11 protein-coding genes are annotated in these 17474 nt (G+C 48.7%); 6 read left to right on the top strand and 5 right to left on the bottom strand.

What is annotated here, in order from left to right; all coding sequences use genetic code 11:
• The coding region (locus FE839_RS14880) for an integrase core domain-containing protein (RefSeq protein WP_138361577.1) at window positions 1-403 on the top strand (403 nt) is incomplete at its 5' end.
• 98 nt (window positions 404-501) lie between these two features.
• On the opposite strand, the gene FE839_RS14875 is transcribed toward FE839_RS14880, so the two are convergent.
• The 5 genes from FE839_RS14875 to FE839_RS14855 form a co-directional block, all read right to left on the bottom strand.
• Window positions 502-1509, bottom strand: a complete 1008-nt coding sequence (locus tag FE839_RS14875) for a Wadjet anti-phage system protein JetD domain-containing protein (RefSeq protein WP_138361576.1) — start codon at window positions 1507-1509, stop codon at window positions 502-504.
• Window positions 1509-6092 carry a chromosome partition protein MukB gene (gene mukB / locus FE839_RS14870; RefSeq protein WP_138361575.1) on the bottom strand — a complete coding sequence of 1528 codons (4584 nt, stop codon included), beginning with the start codon at window positions 6090-6092 and terminating at the stop codon, window positions 1509-1511. The genes FE839_RS14875 and mukB overlap by 1 nt, the downstream gene beginning before the upstream one ends.
• Complete coding sequence (locus tag FE839_RS14865) at window positions 6089-6862, bottom strand: chromosome partition protein MukE (protein ID WP_138361574.1); 774 nt, start codon at window positions 6860-6862, stop codon at window positions 6089-6091. The genes mukB and FE839_RS14865 overlap by 4 nt, the downstream gene beginning before the upstream one ends.
• Window positions 6855-8255, bottom strand: a complete 1401-nt coding sequence (locus FE839_RS14860) for a hypothetical protein (protein ID WP_138361573.1) — start codon at window positions 8253-8255, stop codon at window positions 6855-6857. The genes FE839_RS14865 and FE839_RS14860 overlap by 8 nt, the downstream gene beginning before the upstream one ends.
• A gap of 139 nt (window positions 8256-8394) precedes the next feature.
• Window positions 8395-9390, bottom strand: a complete 996-nt coding sequence (locus FE839_RS14855; protein WP_138361582.1) for a hypothetical protein — start codon at window positions 9388-9390, stop codon at window positions 8395-8397.
• Window positions 9391-10158: 768 nt separating this feature from the next.
• Between FE839_RS14855 and FE839_RS14850 the strand changes: the two genes are divergently transcribed.
• The 5 genes from FE839_RS14850 (at window position 10159) to FE839_RS14830 (ending at window position 17470) form a co-directional block, all read left to right on the top strand.
• Window positions 10159-11616: an NAD-dependent succinate-semialdehyde dehydrogenase gene (locus FE839_RS14850; protein ID WP_138361572.1), complete on the top strand. Its 1458-nt coding sequence runs from the start codon at window positions 10159-10161 to the stop codon at window positions 11614-11616.
• A gap of 631 nt (window positions 11617-12247) precedes the next feature.
• On the top strand, window positions 12248-13717 hold the full coding sequence (locus FE839_RS14845) for an aldehyde dehydrogenase family protein (RefSeq protein ID WP_138361571.1): 1470 nt from the start codon (window positions 12248-12250) through the stop codon (window positions 13715-13717).
• A gap of 31 nt (window positions 13718-13748) precedes the next feature.
• Entirely contained in the window at window positions 13749-14417 is a 669-nt protein-coding gene (locus tag FE839_RS14840; protein ID WP_138361570.1) for a haloacid dehalogenase type II, read from the top strand.
• A 17-nt stretch (window positions 14418-14434) separates the two neighbouring features.
• Window positions 14435-15712, top strand: coding sequence for an NAD(P)/FAD-dependent oxidoreductase (locus FE839_RS14835; RefSeq protein ID WP_138361569.1), 1278 nt, complete (start codon window positions 14435-14437; stop codon window positions 15710-15712).
• Between the two features lie 153 nt (window positions 15713-15865).
• The gene (locus FE839_RS14830; protein ID WP_138361568.1) at window positions 15866-17470 is read left to right on the top strand and encodes an ABC transporter substrate-binding protein; all 1605 of its coding nucleotides are present in this window, start codon (window positions 15866-15868) and stop codon (window positions 17468-17470) included.
• Window positions 17471-17474: the final 4 nt, after the last annotated feature.

Raw genomic sequence — 17474 nt, 5'->3', positions numbered from 1 at the left:
GAATGATCGTGTGCTGCCATTTTATGAGTATCAGGGTCTGCCGATGTTGAGGATACTGACCGACAGAGGCACTGAGTTCTGCGGCAAAGTGGAGCAGCATGATTACCAGCTTTATCTGGCGATAAATGACATTGAGCATACGAAAACGAAGGCAATGTCACCGCAGACCAACGGCATCTGCGAGCGGTTCCATAAAACGATACTGAACGAGTTTTATCAGGTGACGTTCCGCAAAAAGTTATATGGCGATCTTGAAGCATTACAATCGGATCTTGATGAATGGCTGGCTCACTATAATAATGAGCGAACCCATCAGGGGAAAATGTGTTGCGGCCGGACGCCAATAGAAACGTTACTTGATGGAAAACGCATCTGGGCTGAGAAAAATTTAAGCCAGATGTAATCTGACAGATACCTGTATAAATAACCGGTAACTGTCAGATCAGGTCTGAGCTAATACAAATTATCCCTTATGAATTTTACAAGTCTAATTTCTTTTTTCTACACATCTTGTTCAATTGAGCTTTCCGTCGATTCGATAAGTACTATTTCATCACCAGAATGATTAACCAACCTCTGCATCGCTGCATTAAAACGATAGTCCACAACCAGCACCTCCTGTTCAATCCAGCGCTGTTCCTGCCTTAATTGCGTAAGTTGAGGACAATCCGGCGCGGTATCCCAGGCATGTTTTCCGGCCCCAATCACCTCATTAACCTGGTGTGCTGACGGCCAAAAGTCCGGTAACCAGATCCGGCAGGCTCGGGCCAATGAGTGGGATAGTTGTCGGGCAATCGTCAATCCATTCGGATCGAGATCGGGAAAATGTACCCAAGGTATATCCTGCCCGTATTGCGAAATCCACCGGCAGGCGGGTTGATAATTCAGACCGGGAGCAAAAATCAGTATCAAACCATCAACAAGCGGCATATCAACATAAGCACCTAAATTTTCAACGGTCATGATCAGTTGTGCCGATGACATGTCCACAGAGAGTAAATCAAGTAGCATTCGTTCTGGCAAACAACACTCCGAACGCCATCGACTTTCATCATCGGCAAACAAAACGTTTTCCCTATTATTGCCGGTAAACGTTAGCCGCAGCGCCGTCCCCTGGCTACGAAGTCGTAAGATATCATCATAGGTAACGGTCTGCCCTTTGACTAAGGGTTGGCTCAGACTTGCTTTACTGTTACCTCGCCATGCCGACGCTGATTTATGATGGATCCTCTGCATTCGCCGTGGGATAGCCGGACGATGCTCTTTTCTGCCAATGATCTGTTGTTGTATCTGTTGCTGCACCTGCACCAGCAGGATTTCCAGGCGTTCACTTTCCACCAGCCGCCAGCGATTGCGCGTGAAAGGGATGATAATACCCAGTTCAGCCAGATAATTTCGTAGCAACTTTTCCTTATCATTTTCGAACATCATTTGCCGTTCTTTCAGTTGCTGAAGAATATCGCCAAGTTCACTGACCGGGAAACCTAACTGAAACAGTTGCTTATGCATTAAATTGCTTTCACCTCGTCACTTTCAGCATTCTCTGCTGTAGCCAGATAGCTATCAACGTCAAATGGCAACTGCTGGGCGTCGCGGACACCGGTAATTTTCACCTGATGGTGCGTAACACTTTGCCCGTTGGCTCCCGTGTCCTCTGTCCTGACTATGCGCACCAACTGGTAGCCGGTTCCGGTAATTTTTCCTAACGTTTCCGGGGCCGCAACCAACATCTGGCACCCGGTTCTTACCGCCAGTTCATGGACTGTCGCCTGAGAGGCGGCATCCAGACGGGAAACCTCGTCCATCACCAGCGGCAAAGTGAAAGGCTCTTTGTTACCGTGAGAGCTACGTCCCCAGTGCCTGAGCACGGCAATCAGCACCGCCAGCCCGGAGCCGATTCGTTCCCCGGTTGACAGGCTGGAAGCGTTCAGTGGTTCAAACTGCTCTGCGCCACGACGCTGTATTAGCGTTTTTACATCCAGATAATTACGGTGATCCAGCAAATGTGAACCATCAATTTCATGTTGATTGATTTTTTTATACAGGCCAGCCAGCGCTTCGGTAACGGTTCCTGCCGTGGAAAAGAGATCGTCCATACCATATCCGCCTGATTTCAGGGCGTTCAGGGTATCCTGAAAATGCTTAACCGTCCTGGCTTCCAGACGCACACTGGCAACCTGCCCAAAGCCAATTCCGGTAAGTTCAGCGCTTAACCGGCTTATCGCCCTTTTTTCATCGTTAATCCGGCGCGATAGAGCGTCGGCCAGTTCATCCCGGCGCATCTGGAACGCAGCCTCGGTTTCAACCAACATGATCTGTGCGTCTTTCGCCGCCTTAGATAACGCCTGCAACATTTCTCTTGGCTGTGTAGTGCGCTGGATATCCTGCCGTGCACGGCGGCGAAACAGCGCCACTGCGCGGCTGTAAAGCGTGGCACAGACTTCAGCGATGTCAGATGTATCCTGACCGCAGGACGCTAATTGCCGCATAAAGGGGTCGGCTGAAGAAATAGAATATTCAATAGTTAACCGGGTCAGTTGAGTCAGCAATGATTGATCAACTAGCAAAAGCGCTCCCGGTGATGGTACTTTGCCATTGATCAGCATTTCGCGCATTACAGGTTCCAGCTCACCATAAGAGCCATCGGCTTTTAATGCACTTATAATTCCGTTGCGCTGCTTAGTTATCTGTTCAATTTTTTCTGTCAGGGCAGTAAGTTTGTTATTTTGATTTGTCAGGTTTAATTCTTCTTTTGAGCGTTGCTGATGCAACGCAGCCGTTTTTGTATAGCACTCTCTTAAATTGTTATTCAGTTTTTCAAGTTGGCTCTGTAAATGCGCGAGCTGTGAGGCAAGTTTAATTTCCAGACCGAATGTGTAGGGAAATGGCAAATTATCCAGATCATTTTTAGCCTCATCACGATTCTGGCGGTAGCGAGTAATCGCGGATATCATATCTGAATAAAACTTATTTTTTTCAGCTAACTCATTTTTTGCATTTCTGAGTTCCTGTTTAATCCGTTCGCCATCCTGTTCCAGTCGTTTTTGATCGTCTGATAAGAGGATTTGCGCTTGGGCTTCATCTTCCAGTATTTTCTGAGCATTAGCATATTCCTGGTTAAGGTGAGCACGCACACTGTCTAACTCTTTCACCAGTCGAACTCGCATTGCAGAGGTTTGCCAGACTTTCTCGTTCTGCTCAACCTGCTGACGTACTTGCGCTATATTCTCCGGGTATTCTTCCCGTAGTAACGGATACTCTTTTTCTATCTGATTAATTAACGGCTGATAGCGTTTAATATCACGCCCGGCAGCTTCAGCCCGCTTTATCTGATCACCAATCTCGGTCAGTTCCTGTGGAAAATCCCGAAACAGGATTTTACTCTCTGGTTCACATTCCTGTAGCGCCAGTAAGAGATTCCGGCTTTTTTTCCACTGACTGGACACGCTTCTCTGTTTTTCTTCAATATCTGTCAGAGCGGTATGACGATGACTTCGCTGTCGGCGAGTATCCTCCAGCGGTGGTTCGTCATCCCAGATAAATGGGGGGGCCGCGCTAACGGCCTTGAGATGTTCGTTGTGGCGTTCAACGTCTTCAATCTCACGTTCCAGCGTCTCGCTCTTTTCTTCCGCCAGTTGAATCTGTTGGTCCAACTGAAGGATAAGCGCCTCGCGGGCTTTATCACCTAATACGGGCTCTGAACGTATCTGACTGATACGGCGGTAACGCGATTCATCTATAACACACCAGGGCGGGAGGATACTCTCCTCCGTGTTATATTGGTCGGTGATATCTTTAAAAAGTAATTCCGACTCGAACGGTTCGTTGCGCAAAACGTCTATAGGCTGGGTGACACTGATCAACAAAATATCGGGAAGCGGCCATTGCTCATCGTATTGTGTAAGCAATTGTCTGGCGGCATCATCGACATCACCATTGACAAGTATAGCGAACATTAACGGCCCTAATGCCGCCTCAAAATACCCGGCGTCCTGTACTTCGATATCTGCGTACAGTTCAGCAACCGATATTCCCGATACGTCAGCGGCAAGAGTCCGTAAATACTCAAGACTCCCAGCTTCTCTTCCACTCAGTTTGTCACGACGCCCCTGGCATTGTTTTATTTCCGTTTCGTAGCCAATGACTATCTGCCGAAGTGATTTAATGCGTAACGCATGGTCAAGAATAAGTTGTTCGCAGCGTTGCGGTGTCAAATCATCATCAGGAAAAATAGTACGTAAATAGCTAACTGATGGCTGATATTGGTGCCACTGCTGACTCTGTTGCTCATAGCGTGCAATATCGATATCAAGCTGCTTAATTTGTTCCTGTACTTCGGTCTGACGTTGCGCTAATTGTTCCTTTTGTTCATTTAAGCGCAATTCGTGCTCTTGTTGCATCACCAGTTGCTGCGCAAAATCCTCATCGCTCAATGGCAGCGATAGCATGCCTGCATCGCGAAGCCGCTGCTGGAGACGCCGCTGTTTTTGATGATCGCTCAATAACGTTTTATGATGCTGTTGTCGCCCACTAAGTTGAGCGTCTTCGATACGCCATTTTTCCAGTTGAGCACATTTTTCCCTAAACCAGCGCTGAGCGTCTGGAGGAGAGATATTATCCCCCAATTTTCGCGCGCTGTTTGCGGCGAAAGTATAAGCATTCAGGATTTCCTGATGAGATCGTAATTGGCGCTCTGCATGGTTGAGGGCATTCCCCGCCTCTTTTTCCTGATTCGCTAACTGTTCAATGAATGTGGTTAATTCAGACAGCGTAAAAGCCATATTCCATTGGTTAATCTCATCATAGAGCTGTTTTGCGTGGTTATATTGCGATGCCATTTTCTGAGCAACGTCATAACGCGACACGACATTAGACAGCTGTTTGGCTGTGCGTAGCTGGCTTTCTTCATTCTCACTTTTTTTTCTTTCCAGCTCATCAACAATGCCTTGCTGGAGTTTGCTTGTTTCTTCCGCACTCTCTAACTGAGGTTCAAGTTTATTCAGTTCACCAATTGCTCTTTGCTCGTGATCAAAGTAAATCCTACCATCACGAGCACATAACAGCCGGGGCTCAATATCACTCATCTGTTGTTGCGCTATTGACTGTTCCGATTTTATGGCGTCTTCCTTACGCCTTAGGGAACTCAGGCTTTCCTCAATTTTTTCCAGCTCACGTTCAATCCGATATTTTTCTTTCTGAATAATAGTGCGCTCTTCATCATTCATCGCCAGCGTTTTCTCAATAACTGACCACGTATTGGCTGAAAATGATAAGCTCAACGTAAGTAATGAATTAAAAAATTGATAATCCTTTTGATAACTTTGCAGGTCTTGCTGCGTAAGCCTGACTTTGATCATGGACTCATGCACCATATTCACTACGGAATGTATATTCCCGCGAGTATGAGCCATTAAATAAGCGCTGAGATGTTTTTCTATCGATTTATCCAGACGCCCGGCCATTGCCGAATGAAGGATCTGGGCCAGACGGTATTTATCATCGGGTGACTGACAGGCTCGGGGTAAAATGCCATGCTGAAACAGTGCCAACATGTAGGCATTTGGGTCTTTAAATGACTGAATAGCGCATCCTAATAGTGCTGCTTTATCGCGTAACTGATCTGTTGTTACCGGGTGAGCCACTTGTCCCTTACGATCAAGTAAACAATCCAGTGGGTTAACGCTATCGGGAAGTTTCAAACAAAATAGCTGGGTTTCTAGTGTTGTTCCTGTCTTTTTTTCAGCCCTAACGACGTACAGATGCCGGTGGCCTGTCCCTCGGGCCTCAATCTCCAGAGCAACAATACTGGGCTGCCCTAAGCGTGGAAACATTTCGCTGTCTTTTATTGATGTTGAAACTTTGAAATCATCCTTAGTCCCTAAACTAATGTAGCGAATATCAGGGATCTGGCTGAACATAAACGCGCCCAACAAAGACGTTTTTCCCGCACCATTATTGCCCAACAATGAAACGGTGCCACCATACTGTCGCGATGTACGCAGTGCGTGAGGATTCACCAGATTTAACGTTCGGGCCATAATGCCATTAATGTTGACAATACTAAGGCTACGTATCAGAGGGTAATGGTTCACAATTGTTCCCCTTCATGAGTCCCGGAAGCAAATAAATCACCCGTTGCATCCATTTCTTCTTCGGCAGAGAAACGATCGCTCTCTGCCAAATCTTCATCTACACTATCCCGCGCTGCCTCATCAATATTGACCAGATAACCCTCTTGAATCAGTTCAGCCAGGCGTTGTGGAATTTCTGACTCTTGCTGTAATCCTCGCAGCGGTTCAATAAAACGATAAATAGCGGGTGTTGTCTGGAAGGATTGCCGATCCTTAGAGAGTTGAATAAAAGCATAGCGATCGAATACTATAAGCGCCTTTCTGATTTCATCCTGGATTTTAGATAAATCGTATTGGGTCTGTTGCCCAGGACGACGGCGGAATAACTCCAGCATTCTGGTTTCAGATAATTGATTACTCATTCGCTCCAGTAGTTGATTCGTTGTGAACCACTCTTTTTGGCTAAGCTGTTTTTCGAGTTCCATTGCAACAATAATCAAACCAGTGACCATCTGCAACTCATTAAATCGCTCTAATGGTATTTTCCCACGGCGCTGAGGCAGTAAGTAATAAACAGATTCATTGGAAAAGCATAGAGATAAAGACAAGCAGTCGTAATATTCACAAAGCGGATTAAATGCCTGATTAACAAATGAATACAGCATATAATCCGCAGGTAATATATTAACCCCTCTACGTAATTTATAATCTACAACGGGGAATAGAGGTGATTTCATCACATCCAGAAATGTATTAAATTGATCACCCTGTGTGGATTCAAGCTCAGTCATTGAGATCACCTTGTGAAATTAGCCATTGCTCTTCGATTTCGTAATTTGCTGACTCATCCATTAAAACCCATTCCGGGGAAATATCATCCTGGATATTGTCACTCTGTTTCATCAGTTCTTTTATTGTACACTGTGCCAAGCGAAAGCGAACCGTTTCATTGAATGGGAATTTACTTAAAATATTTCTGATAACAGAAACGTTACTCACCGGTTTATTATCACTTAATGCCTTTTCAACAAACTCCCTTGCGAAACTCTCTAACTGAAACGCAGGCATCTCCCGCACCAATTCTTCATCATCATTATCATCGAGGAACAACGCATTATCCGCCGGAGGCGGCGGTGTGTCCCATTCACGTAATTGCATTAGCTTAACGGTCGAAGGTAATGCTAACGACCATGATGACCGACCAAACAACTCGATAGTACGATCGATTAAATACCCCAGATTAGCATTGGGATCTAACGCGATACGGATGCGTATACGGTCCAGTACGCTGCTAAAGAATCCGGATAAATCCCTTAAGGAATGATTAGCGAATTCTCGGACATCCATTAATGAACCAAACAAAGAGGATAATGTATTTTTTAATCGCTGAGCCCCACCTTTTTTTACGACTGTATTTTGCAAAATTTCCAGTTGTATTAATACCGCATCGGCACGGTTCATTACTAACATTCTCAAATCGTTGATCTGACCAGCCAGCGTACGTATTATTTCCAGAAGTTGCTGAATTTCCATTTCCAGAGAAACACCAATTTCATTTTGTATCTCGGAGCGCATTGAATGAAATTTAGAGATAAGGAATTCCTGATTTTTAAAAACGCCCGTCAGCAGATCCTTCAAGCTCGGTAAAAAAAGGTCTACCTTCACCAACCATTCACTATCAGTAATTTTTTCTCCATCGCTGGCAGCATTTAAACTGGACAGTTCCTGATCAATTCTCAGATAACGTTGGCTTAATGTTTCTTTATCCTCTAATTCATCAGATTGTTGGAAAGGTTTTAACAAATCATGCGCTAACTGAGTCAGACGATATGTTCCACCCACATCAGCGACAGACATTCCGGCCAGTGACAACAATCCCTGCTCCAGCGCTCGTTTCAGAAAGTTATTAACCCGAACATCGGAGGTATTAGGATCCTCATTTATTCTTTCATCAACGTAACGGATGATGCTGTGACATGTGGCCTCATCGTAGCCGGATTGTACAAAGTAATGCTCACTATTTGATTCGACACCTGACTCCTCCATACCCCACATCGCCATCGCCGCCAGATAACTAAACTCATTAGGGGTAAGATGCAAATTCGGCTGGTATTTACTGATTTTTAACAATATGCAGCTTAGTGGGCTAGTAAACTGCTGCGGTGTAGGTGTGACATTGTCCATGATAAAGCTCACCTCGGCTTTTCTCGTTCAGTATCCATGCTGTTATATCAGATTAATAGCTGGAGATCCTTTTTTCTCGCTGAAACAGTGACATAAATTCAACCTCTGCCTCAAGATCATTACAGAAATCGATAACAACTTAAACGCCGCTGCTATCCCGGCAAATCACTCCACATAAGCGCAACTCCGGCGGCTCTGCCAGTGTAATAACCCCAATCCTGAGTGGCAAAGAACTCTCATTTTGGCATCGTTTTTTGATAAGTTGCCAGTTTTCGGTTTCAGACTCCATGTGGGTAATCAGGGAATCAAAGGCCCCATCGGCAACTTCTATTTTTAGCTGTTTATCTTCTCCACCGTCAGTGAGATTAGATTCAGTCTCCTTCGATACCTCGCTTTCCAGTCCATTGAGACTATTTTTTAATCCGTCAAAGCAGCTCGTAGCAGCACTTGGGTTATAGAAGAACAAACCGCTAATGAAAATGGCTTCCATCACTTCATAGAAGGAAAAAGAGGTATCCCCATAAACGAAACGGCTACGATCGGTACTATTCACCCCAGAGATACTTTCTCTTAGCAACTCATCCTTCTGCAAGGTCATCAGCGTTTGCTTGTTGTAGAGGATTACAGGTAGGTTTTTAATTTCGTGGACATTTTCGCTAAGGCTCCAGCGTTCTTTATCACCTTTGATAAAACCGGAAGCATCGCAGCTACTTTCTATATCAAACTCGTCGGTGGGGATCCGCTCACGATTGAACCAAGCTGTAAAATCCTCACCGTCTCCCATATCCTGATGCTGATATGCGCGGTAAACAGAGCTTCGGCGATCAATGCCAATCCACTCCAGATTCCATGTGGTGGGTTTGGATGGTTTTCTTACTTCGTCAATATAGGCCCCAACATCCCGATCCAAATAAGCAGTTAGCAGTTCCTTCCAAGGCTCAATGGCAAAAAAGATATTCGCCAGTGTTGTTCCTTCTTCAATCATCACGGTATGACGAAAGAACCTGAGAAGAAAAAAGGGATCGGTATCTGAAATAGTTTTCTGGATTGATAGCAACGGAAGTGCTGTTGTTTCATCATAGTCAGAGCGAAAGCGCAGGATCGAATCCGAACAGAAAATTAGTTGACCTTCCATCATTTATCTGGCTCCTGATGTTATGTAGCAATCCTTGGCTTATCTACCGCAGCTTTTTTGCGCTTTATCTGAGTTTGAAGGAAAGCATAGATAAGGTGGTGTACAAACCATAGTACTCGACTTAAATACAGAAAGGAAAAACCAGAAAAAATAGGTGGTCATTCTGGTGGTCTTGACAACCCATAATTTTTACTTTAGCTTACTAAACAGCCAGTTACTGGCAAAGGCGATCCCAGTCAGAGGAGCCAATTTAAAGAAACCAGATGTCTACTGACGTCTGGTTTTTTGCCTTTTATTAAAGGGTTATTCCCTTTCCCACGCTTACTCACATCTGTTAAACAGCCTCATGACTCTTTCAGTGACCGGCAATCTCCAGTGTGGACTGAAAATAAATCAGGCGGGTATTTGCATTGTTCGCTGTTTCCAGCCGGTGATTATTCGGTTTAATCAAACTGGACTGCTGGCGGAGCAGTGACGGTGTAAATTGTCATTTACCTGATCTTCCATTCCGATACTGTAAGTTCGGCCCTCAGTACAGCATACAGATTGATGTGCAGATCCCGCGTCCGCCTCCCTGACTCATCGACATGAGAACCTTCTCGTGTAAATCCTGTTCTGGCGTCTGTTTGATGCCAGCATATCTCCCCACAGCATAAAATTTCTTTTCCTGCCGCAAAACACCTGGCTATGTTATTTCGTTATCGCAGAAAAACATCCTGCGCTGTGTCATCGCGTTAAAGTAAAGTGACACAGATACAGGGGCAGAGCATGTCACGAATTCAACTGAAAGATCCGGAGTTATTGCGCCAACAGGCGCTATTTGGTGGCCGTTGGCAGGATGCACGAGATGGCTCGACGTTAACGGTAATTGATCCTGCAACTAAAGAGATGCTGGCGTCCATTCCGGCATTGGGCACTGATGAAACGGAACAGGCGATAGAGTATGCCGAATCGGTACGTATCCGTTGGGGTAAAACCCCGAATGCCACCCGCGCCGCGCTGCTGGAGAAATGGCATCAGTTGATCCTCGATAATGCAGATGACCTGTCGATCATTATGACCGCCGAGCAGGGTAAGCCACTCCAGGAGGCCAAAGGCGAAGTGCTGTACGGGGCCAGTTTTGTGAAATGGTTTGCCGAAGAAGCTCGCCGTATCTATGGCGACACCATTCCGGCACCAGCTGAAGGCAGCCGTATTATCGTACTGAAGCAACCTGTGGGGGTGTCAGCGGCGATAACGCCATGGAATTTCCCGATTGCCATGATCACCCGCAAAGTGGCTCCGGCGCTGGCTGCGGGTTGTCCGATTATTGTTAAGCCCTCTGAGCTGACACCGCTCTCTGCACTGGCGCTGGCGGTGCTGGCGGAACGGGCGGGATTCCCGAGTGGTGTGCTGCAGATATTGACCGGACTGCCTACCGAGATTGGTAAGACATTGACGGCTAGCCGCACGGTGCGCAAAATTTCCTTTACGGGGTCTACGCGGGTCGGACAATTACTGATGCAACAAAGTGCCGACAGCGTAAAGCGTTTGAGCCTGGAACTGGGCGGCAACGCGCCGTTAATCATCTTTGACGACGCTGATTTAGATATTGCCGTCGCCGGCGTCATGGCGAGTAAATTCCGTAATGCCGGTCAGACCTGTGTCTGCGCCAACCGCATTCTGGTGCAGCGTGGTATTTATGAACGTTTCAGCCAGCGTTTGCTGGAGGCGGTGGATGCCCTGAAAGTGGGGGACGGCTTTGAGGCGCAAACCACCATCGGGCCACTGATCAATGACCGCGCGGTCGAAAAAGTCAATAGTCATATTGACGATGCGTTGAGTCAGGGCGCAATTTTGCTGAAAGGGGGTATCAGCCAGTCAAATGGCACTTTCGTCCAGCCAACTGTGCTTGGTAATGTCACCAGTAAAATGCGTATCGCCCATGAAGAAACTTTTGGCCCTGTGGCGCCGCTATTTATTTTTGATGAAGAAGACGAGGCGCTGGCAATGGCCAATGATACACCTTACGGTCTTGGCGCTTATTTCTTCACCGAAAATATTCGTCGGGCCTGGCGTGTAGCTGAAGCGCTGGAATTTGGTATGGTTGGATTTAATACTGGCGCCATTTCATTGGATGCCGCGCCATTTGGAGGGATTAAATTATCCGGATTAGGACGTGAGGGATCACGTTATGGAATTGAAGAGTACCTGGAGCAAAAAACTTTCCATATTGGCAATCTCTGATTAAATTCTCAACAGCCATCCGAACGCCTGTTACTTTTAGTAACAGGCGTTTTTATATCTGCATAAATATCTCCTGTCGAGCTGGCCAGTAACAGTGCTTTATTTTTGCGGATTTAGATCTTTAAAAACAGGCGGAGACCTATTGTCAGGGCATTTAGTACGCACCAGTGAGGCGGACTCAATACCACCTGTAACCCCGATTTTTTACTTTGTACTTAACCTTAAACATTTTTGCTAATTCTCCATTCTGGTGCAAAATTCCGGTAAATCGCACCAAAGTAATGCGTCATGTTTGTTAATAAAATCATCTATTTAATTGCTCGGCAATTCCGTGAGATTTCCCTTGTCAATTCGGCAGAAAATTTTTTTTGCGCTGTTTTTATGCATTAATATTTTTTTCTGTGCTGGCATGCTTTCTGCATTAGAACACTAGCAGCATACATCCTGCGTAATCATACCCAAATAATTCGCTTTACAGGACGATAGTAAGAAAGTGAATCCCGGAAGCCCGGAGAGTTATATGAAGGGAGTGAGAAAAGAGTGCGGCTAATACTTATGCAACTTGAAGTGTGACGGTTATGAGCATTTTAATTAACACACTAATGATGGGTGTGAAAAATAAGGATTTTTCATGTTAAGTTTCGACCCTGAAAAAGTTTCTTTACCCGCCGGGCATTATATCGATGGTCAACACCAGTATAGCCAGGGCGTACAGTTTGCGGTTAAGCGTCCGTCGGATGGCAAAGTCTACGCCACGCTGAGCGAAGCCTCTGCGGCAGATGTCGATCGTGCCGTCAGTATCGCTCATCGTGCGCTCACCGTCAGTGGCTGGCGCAGTTGTCCACCGCGTGAGCGCGGCAAGGTATTGCGTCGCTGGGCAGATTTGATTGAGAGCGATCGGCAACTGGCGCAACTCGAAGCACTCGGTTCAACCCGCCCCATCAGCGACGTGGTGCAGCATGAAATTCCGTTCACTGCAGAGGCTATTCGTTTCTACGCCGAGTGTGCGGATAAATACAGTGGTGATCTGTTCCCCACCCAGCAGAGCAGTCTTGGCATGCTGATCTCCGAGCCCTATGGCGTGATTGGCGCTATTACGCCGTGGAATTTCCCGTTGTCGATGGCGTCGTGGAAATGTGGCCCGGCGCTGGCGGCAGGTAATGCGGTGGTGCTGAAACCCTCTGAGCTGACACCTTTCTCCACCGTGCGTATGGCGGAACTGGCGGTACAGGCCGGTTTACCCGCAGGCATTCTGAATATTGTACAGGGTAGTGGTGCCGTCACCGGTAGCGCGCTGGTGAAGCACCCGCTGGTGCGTAAAGTCTCGTTCACGGGTTCTACTGTCACGGGTTCGCGCATTATGAGCGACGCGGCACAACATGGTATGAAACCGGTGACTCTTGAGCTGGGCGGTAAAAGTCCGCAGGTCGTGTTTGATGATGCAGGGGATGTCGAGGTGGTGGCGCAACGCATTCTGCGTGGTTTTACCGCTAACGGCGGCCAGGCCTGCGTGGCCGGGACGCGCCTGATCGTACAGCGTGGCATCGCCCGACCATTACTCGACAGACTGGTGGCGCTGTGCCAGCAGCCGCGGCCAGGCCTCACCTGGCGGGCTGACAGCCGCTATTCACCACTGATCGATGAGCGTCAGGGTCATAAAGTGGCGTCCGTGGTTGCCGCGGCGCAAGCCGAGGGCGCGGAGGTGCTGGTGGGCGGCGAGCGTTTTGCCGACACCGACGAAGGCTGGTTCTGGCAGCCAACGCTGTTATGCCGTGTTGCGCCGGACAACCCGGCAGTGCAGCAGGAGATCTTTGGTCCAGTGCTCACCGTGCAGGAGTTCGATGATGAAGATGAAGGGCTCCACCTTGCCGCACATGAAACTTATGGCCTGTGCGCCGGGGTGCACACCCTGAGTCTTCCACGAGCGATGCGCGCCATGCGGGCCATTGAATCGGGCACCGTCTGGATCAACCGCTATGGTCGCTCCGGCGATTTTATCATCCCTACCGGCGGTTTTCTCGGTTCCGGTGTCGGCAAAGACCTGGGGCGCCAGGCATTTCAGGCCTGCCAGCGCCAGAAAAGCGTATTAATCGATTTTTAATTTACGTATCAGACAACGACGAGGTCGAGTCATGGCATTGTGTAAACCAAAATACATCACCTTTGATTGCTACGGCACCTTAATCAACTTTGACATGGCGGGTGCAGCTGAGCGTTGCTTCAAAGAGCGTGTGACGCCGGATGTTATGCCGTCTTTTATCATCGATTTTGCCCGCTACCGCCTCGATGAAGTGCTGGGCGCATGGAAGCCATATTACGAGGTGGTGAGCAATGCGCTACAGCGTACCTGCAAAAAGTGGGGAGTCCACTGGGACAAGGCAGACAGCGATTTTATCTACACCGACTGCGCCACCTGGGGCCCCCACCCGGATGTGCCCGCAGGGCTGGCAAAGGTGGCGCAGGCGTTTCCGTTGGTACTGCTTTCCAACTCAATGACTGACCTGCTGTCGCATCACATTCCTCGTCTGGGCGCGCCGATCCATATGGCGATCACCGCCGAAGAAGTTGGGGCATACAAACCGCAAATGAAGGGCTTCGAGTACATGCTGGAAAAACTCGACTGCGGCCCGGAAGAGATCCTGCATGTCTCATCCAGTCTGCGTTACGACTTGATGACCTGTCATGACATGGGGATTACCCACAAAGTGTGGGTTAATCGCGGTCACGATCCTGCCAACTCCGCTTACGGTTACACCGAGATTAAAGATATTGGTGGATTGCCCGCAGTGGTTGGTCTCTGAGCCGGGAGGGCAGCCCAATGAAACTCGAATCCTTCTGGCAGGCAACTGCACCGCAATTTCACGGTGCGGCAAGAGAGACGCTGCCCGGAACCGCCTCCGTGGTGATCATTGGTGGCGGTTTTACTGGCATCTCGGCTGCGCTTAATCTGGCGCGTGCTGGCATTGATGTGGTGCTGCTGGAGAGTGGCGACATAATGAGTCAGGCGTCGGCACGCAACGGTGGCCACTGCAACACCGGCGTGGCGCAAAACTTCGCCTCGCTGGTCGCCAGCCAGGGGCTGGAGCAGGCCAGCCGCTTTTATCGCGCGTACGATGATGCGGTGAGCTACGTTGAGCAACTGGTCCGTGAAGAACAGATCGATTGTGATTTTCGTCTGTGCGGCAAGCTGAAGCTCGCCAGCAAAGCCACGCATTTTTCTGGGCTACGCAGCGCATGGCAATTGATGCGCGACACCGTCGATCCGGAGATCGAGCTTATCAGCAAAGACGAGATTCGTCGTGAAGTCGGTAGCGATGCTTTTCACGGCGGCCTGCTGCAAAAACGTGGTGGTCAGATGCATATGGGAAAATTTGGCATCGGTCTGGCGGAGGCTGCCGCGCGTAGTGGCGCAAAGATCTTCCCCCACCATAAAGTTAGCGATATGACTCGCCTTGATGGATATCGTCATCGTATCACCACCCGCAAAGGCGAGATTATTGCTGACAAAGTATTGATGGCGACAGGCGTCTCTAACGAAGGGCCATTCCGGTGGTTTCAGCGTCGTATTGTGCCGGTGGGCAGCTTCATTGTAGTGACCGAACCGTTGGACGATGGCCTGCTGAATCAGATACTGCCTCGGGATCGCACCTATGTCACCTCGCTGAATATCGGCAACTATTTCCGCACGACCGCCGATCGTCGCCTGGTATTTGGCGGACGTGCCCGTTTTGCTGTGAGCAATCCAACCTCAGATACCCGTAGCGGCCAGGTGTTACGGGCCGCGATGACGGCACTGTTTCCACAACTGGGCAATGTGGACATTGATTACTGCTGGGGAGGCATGGTGGATATGACTGCCGATCGACTGCCGCATGCCGGTGAGCACGACGGCGTGTTTTATTCCCTTGGCTACAGCGGGCATGGCACGCAGATGTCAACATGGATGGGCAGGGTAATGGCCGATGTGATAGCAGAAAAACGAAATGAAAATCCCTGGCTGCGCGAGGCATGGCCCGCGTTGCCCGGTTACCACGGGAAACCCTGGTTTTTACCTCTCGCGGGTTTGTACTACAAAGCGAAGGATCGGATCTCCTGATTATTTCTGCGCTCTGGTTACGCGATAAATCGTGTCGTGACAAACCGTTACGCGACATTGTCGCAAGGCGATTGATTGAACCATGATGATGGCCGCGCCAGGGCGTCAGTAACGACTATCTAAATAGCAGCAGTTCATATTGAGGGTGTGCAGATGAGTAAATTCAAGAAACAATCTGACGCTGTAAATCCGGCTCTGACGCAAGTGCTGACCGAAGGTTCGCTGTCCCGTCGTAGCCTGATGAAGTTGTTGTGCGCTGGAGCAGTAATGAGTACCGGGGTAATCGGTTTCCCGGAAATGGGGTTTGCGGCTGAAACGCCGGTTAAGGGAGGTAAGTTACGTGCGGCGATGTCCAATGCCTCGGCAACCGATACTCTCGATCCCGCCAAAGGCAATAACAGTGCCGATTACACTCGTCAGTTTATGTTTTACAGTGGCCTGACTGAGCTGGATAAAAACATGCAGGTACATCCGGCGCTGGCCGAATCCGTTGAATCAAATGACGGTATCACCTGGCAGATTAAGCTGCGTAAAGACGTCACTTTCCACGATGGTAAACCGCTCAGCGCGAAAGATGTGATTTATTCTCTGAGCCGTCACAAAGATCCGGCGGTAGCCTCCAATGCGTTTAAACTGGCGGAACAGTTCTCCAACTTAAGTGCAATCAATGATAACGAAGTACAACTGGTGCTGAGCCAGGCTAACTTCGACATCCCCTATATGCTGGCGACAGCGCCTTTCCTGATCGTGCAGGATAACACCAAAGATTTCAGTAAAGGTATCGGCACCGGGCCATTTAAACTGAAAGAATTCACGCCGGGTGTGCGTTCCGTGGGGGTGAAGAACCCTGGCTACTTCAAACCCGGATTACCGCACCTCGACGAAGTGGAACTGCTGGGCGTGACCGATCAGGCCGCGCGCGTCAATGCACTGATGTCGGGCGATCTGCACATGGTCTCCACGCTGGGCGCGGCTGATTGCAAACGTATCAAAGCCACCTCTGATTTTGGCGTTCTGGAGAGCAAGTCCGGAATGTACACCAATCTGATAGTGCGTACCGACATGAAACCGGGCAGCAGCGAAGATTTCGTCCTGGGTATGAAATATCTGCAACCGCGAGAGATGCTGGTGAAAACCGTGCTCCAGGGCTATGGAGACGTAGCGAACGATACTCCAGTTCCGCCATGGCATCCGCTGTACAACGCCGATCTGAAACCACGTCCGCTGGATGTGGAAAAAGCCAAATTTCACTTCAAGAAAGCGGGGATGGTCGGCGCTAACGTCGAAATTATCACCACGCCGAATATCGAAGGCGCGGTGGAGGGCGGTCAATTGATTCAGCAGGTCGCGCGCAATACTGGCGTCAATTTTAAGGTACGCCGTGTCCCTTACGATGGCTACTGGTCAACTCACTGGACCAAAGATCCGGTTGGTTACGGCTCTATCAACCCGCGTCCTACTCTGGATATGTTGTTCTCGCAGTTCTATCTCTCCAATGGCGCCAATAACGAGTCGGGTTGGAAGAATAAACAGTTTGACCAACTGGTGGTGGCAGCCCGGGGCGAACGCGATCAGGCGAAACGTAAGCAGATGTACGGCGATATGCAGACTCTGATTTACGACCACTGTGGCACCATTATCCCGACATTCATCAGCTCAACCGATGGTTACAGTAAGAAGGTCAAAGGAGTGGAAGCCTGGCCGACAGGCATGATGATGGGATACCGCTTCCATGAATTTGCCTGGCTTTCCGCCTGATATC

The sequence above is a fragment of the Klebsiella indica genome (assembly GCF_005860775.1).
Classification (GTDB): Bacteria; Pseudomonadota; Gammaproteobacteria; order Enterobacterales; family Enterobacteriaceae; genus Klebsiella; species Klebsiella indica.
Note: the sequence above shows the minus strand (reverse complement) of the source record. Positions and strands in the feature narration are given on the sequence as shown.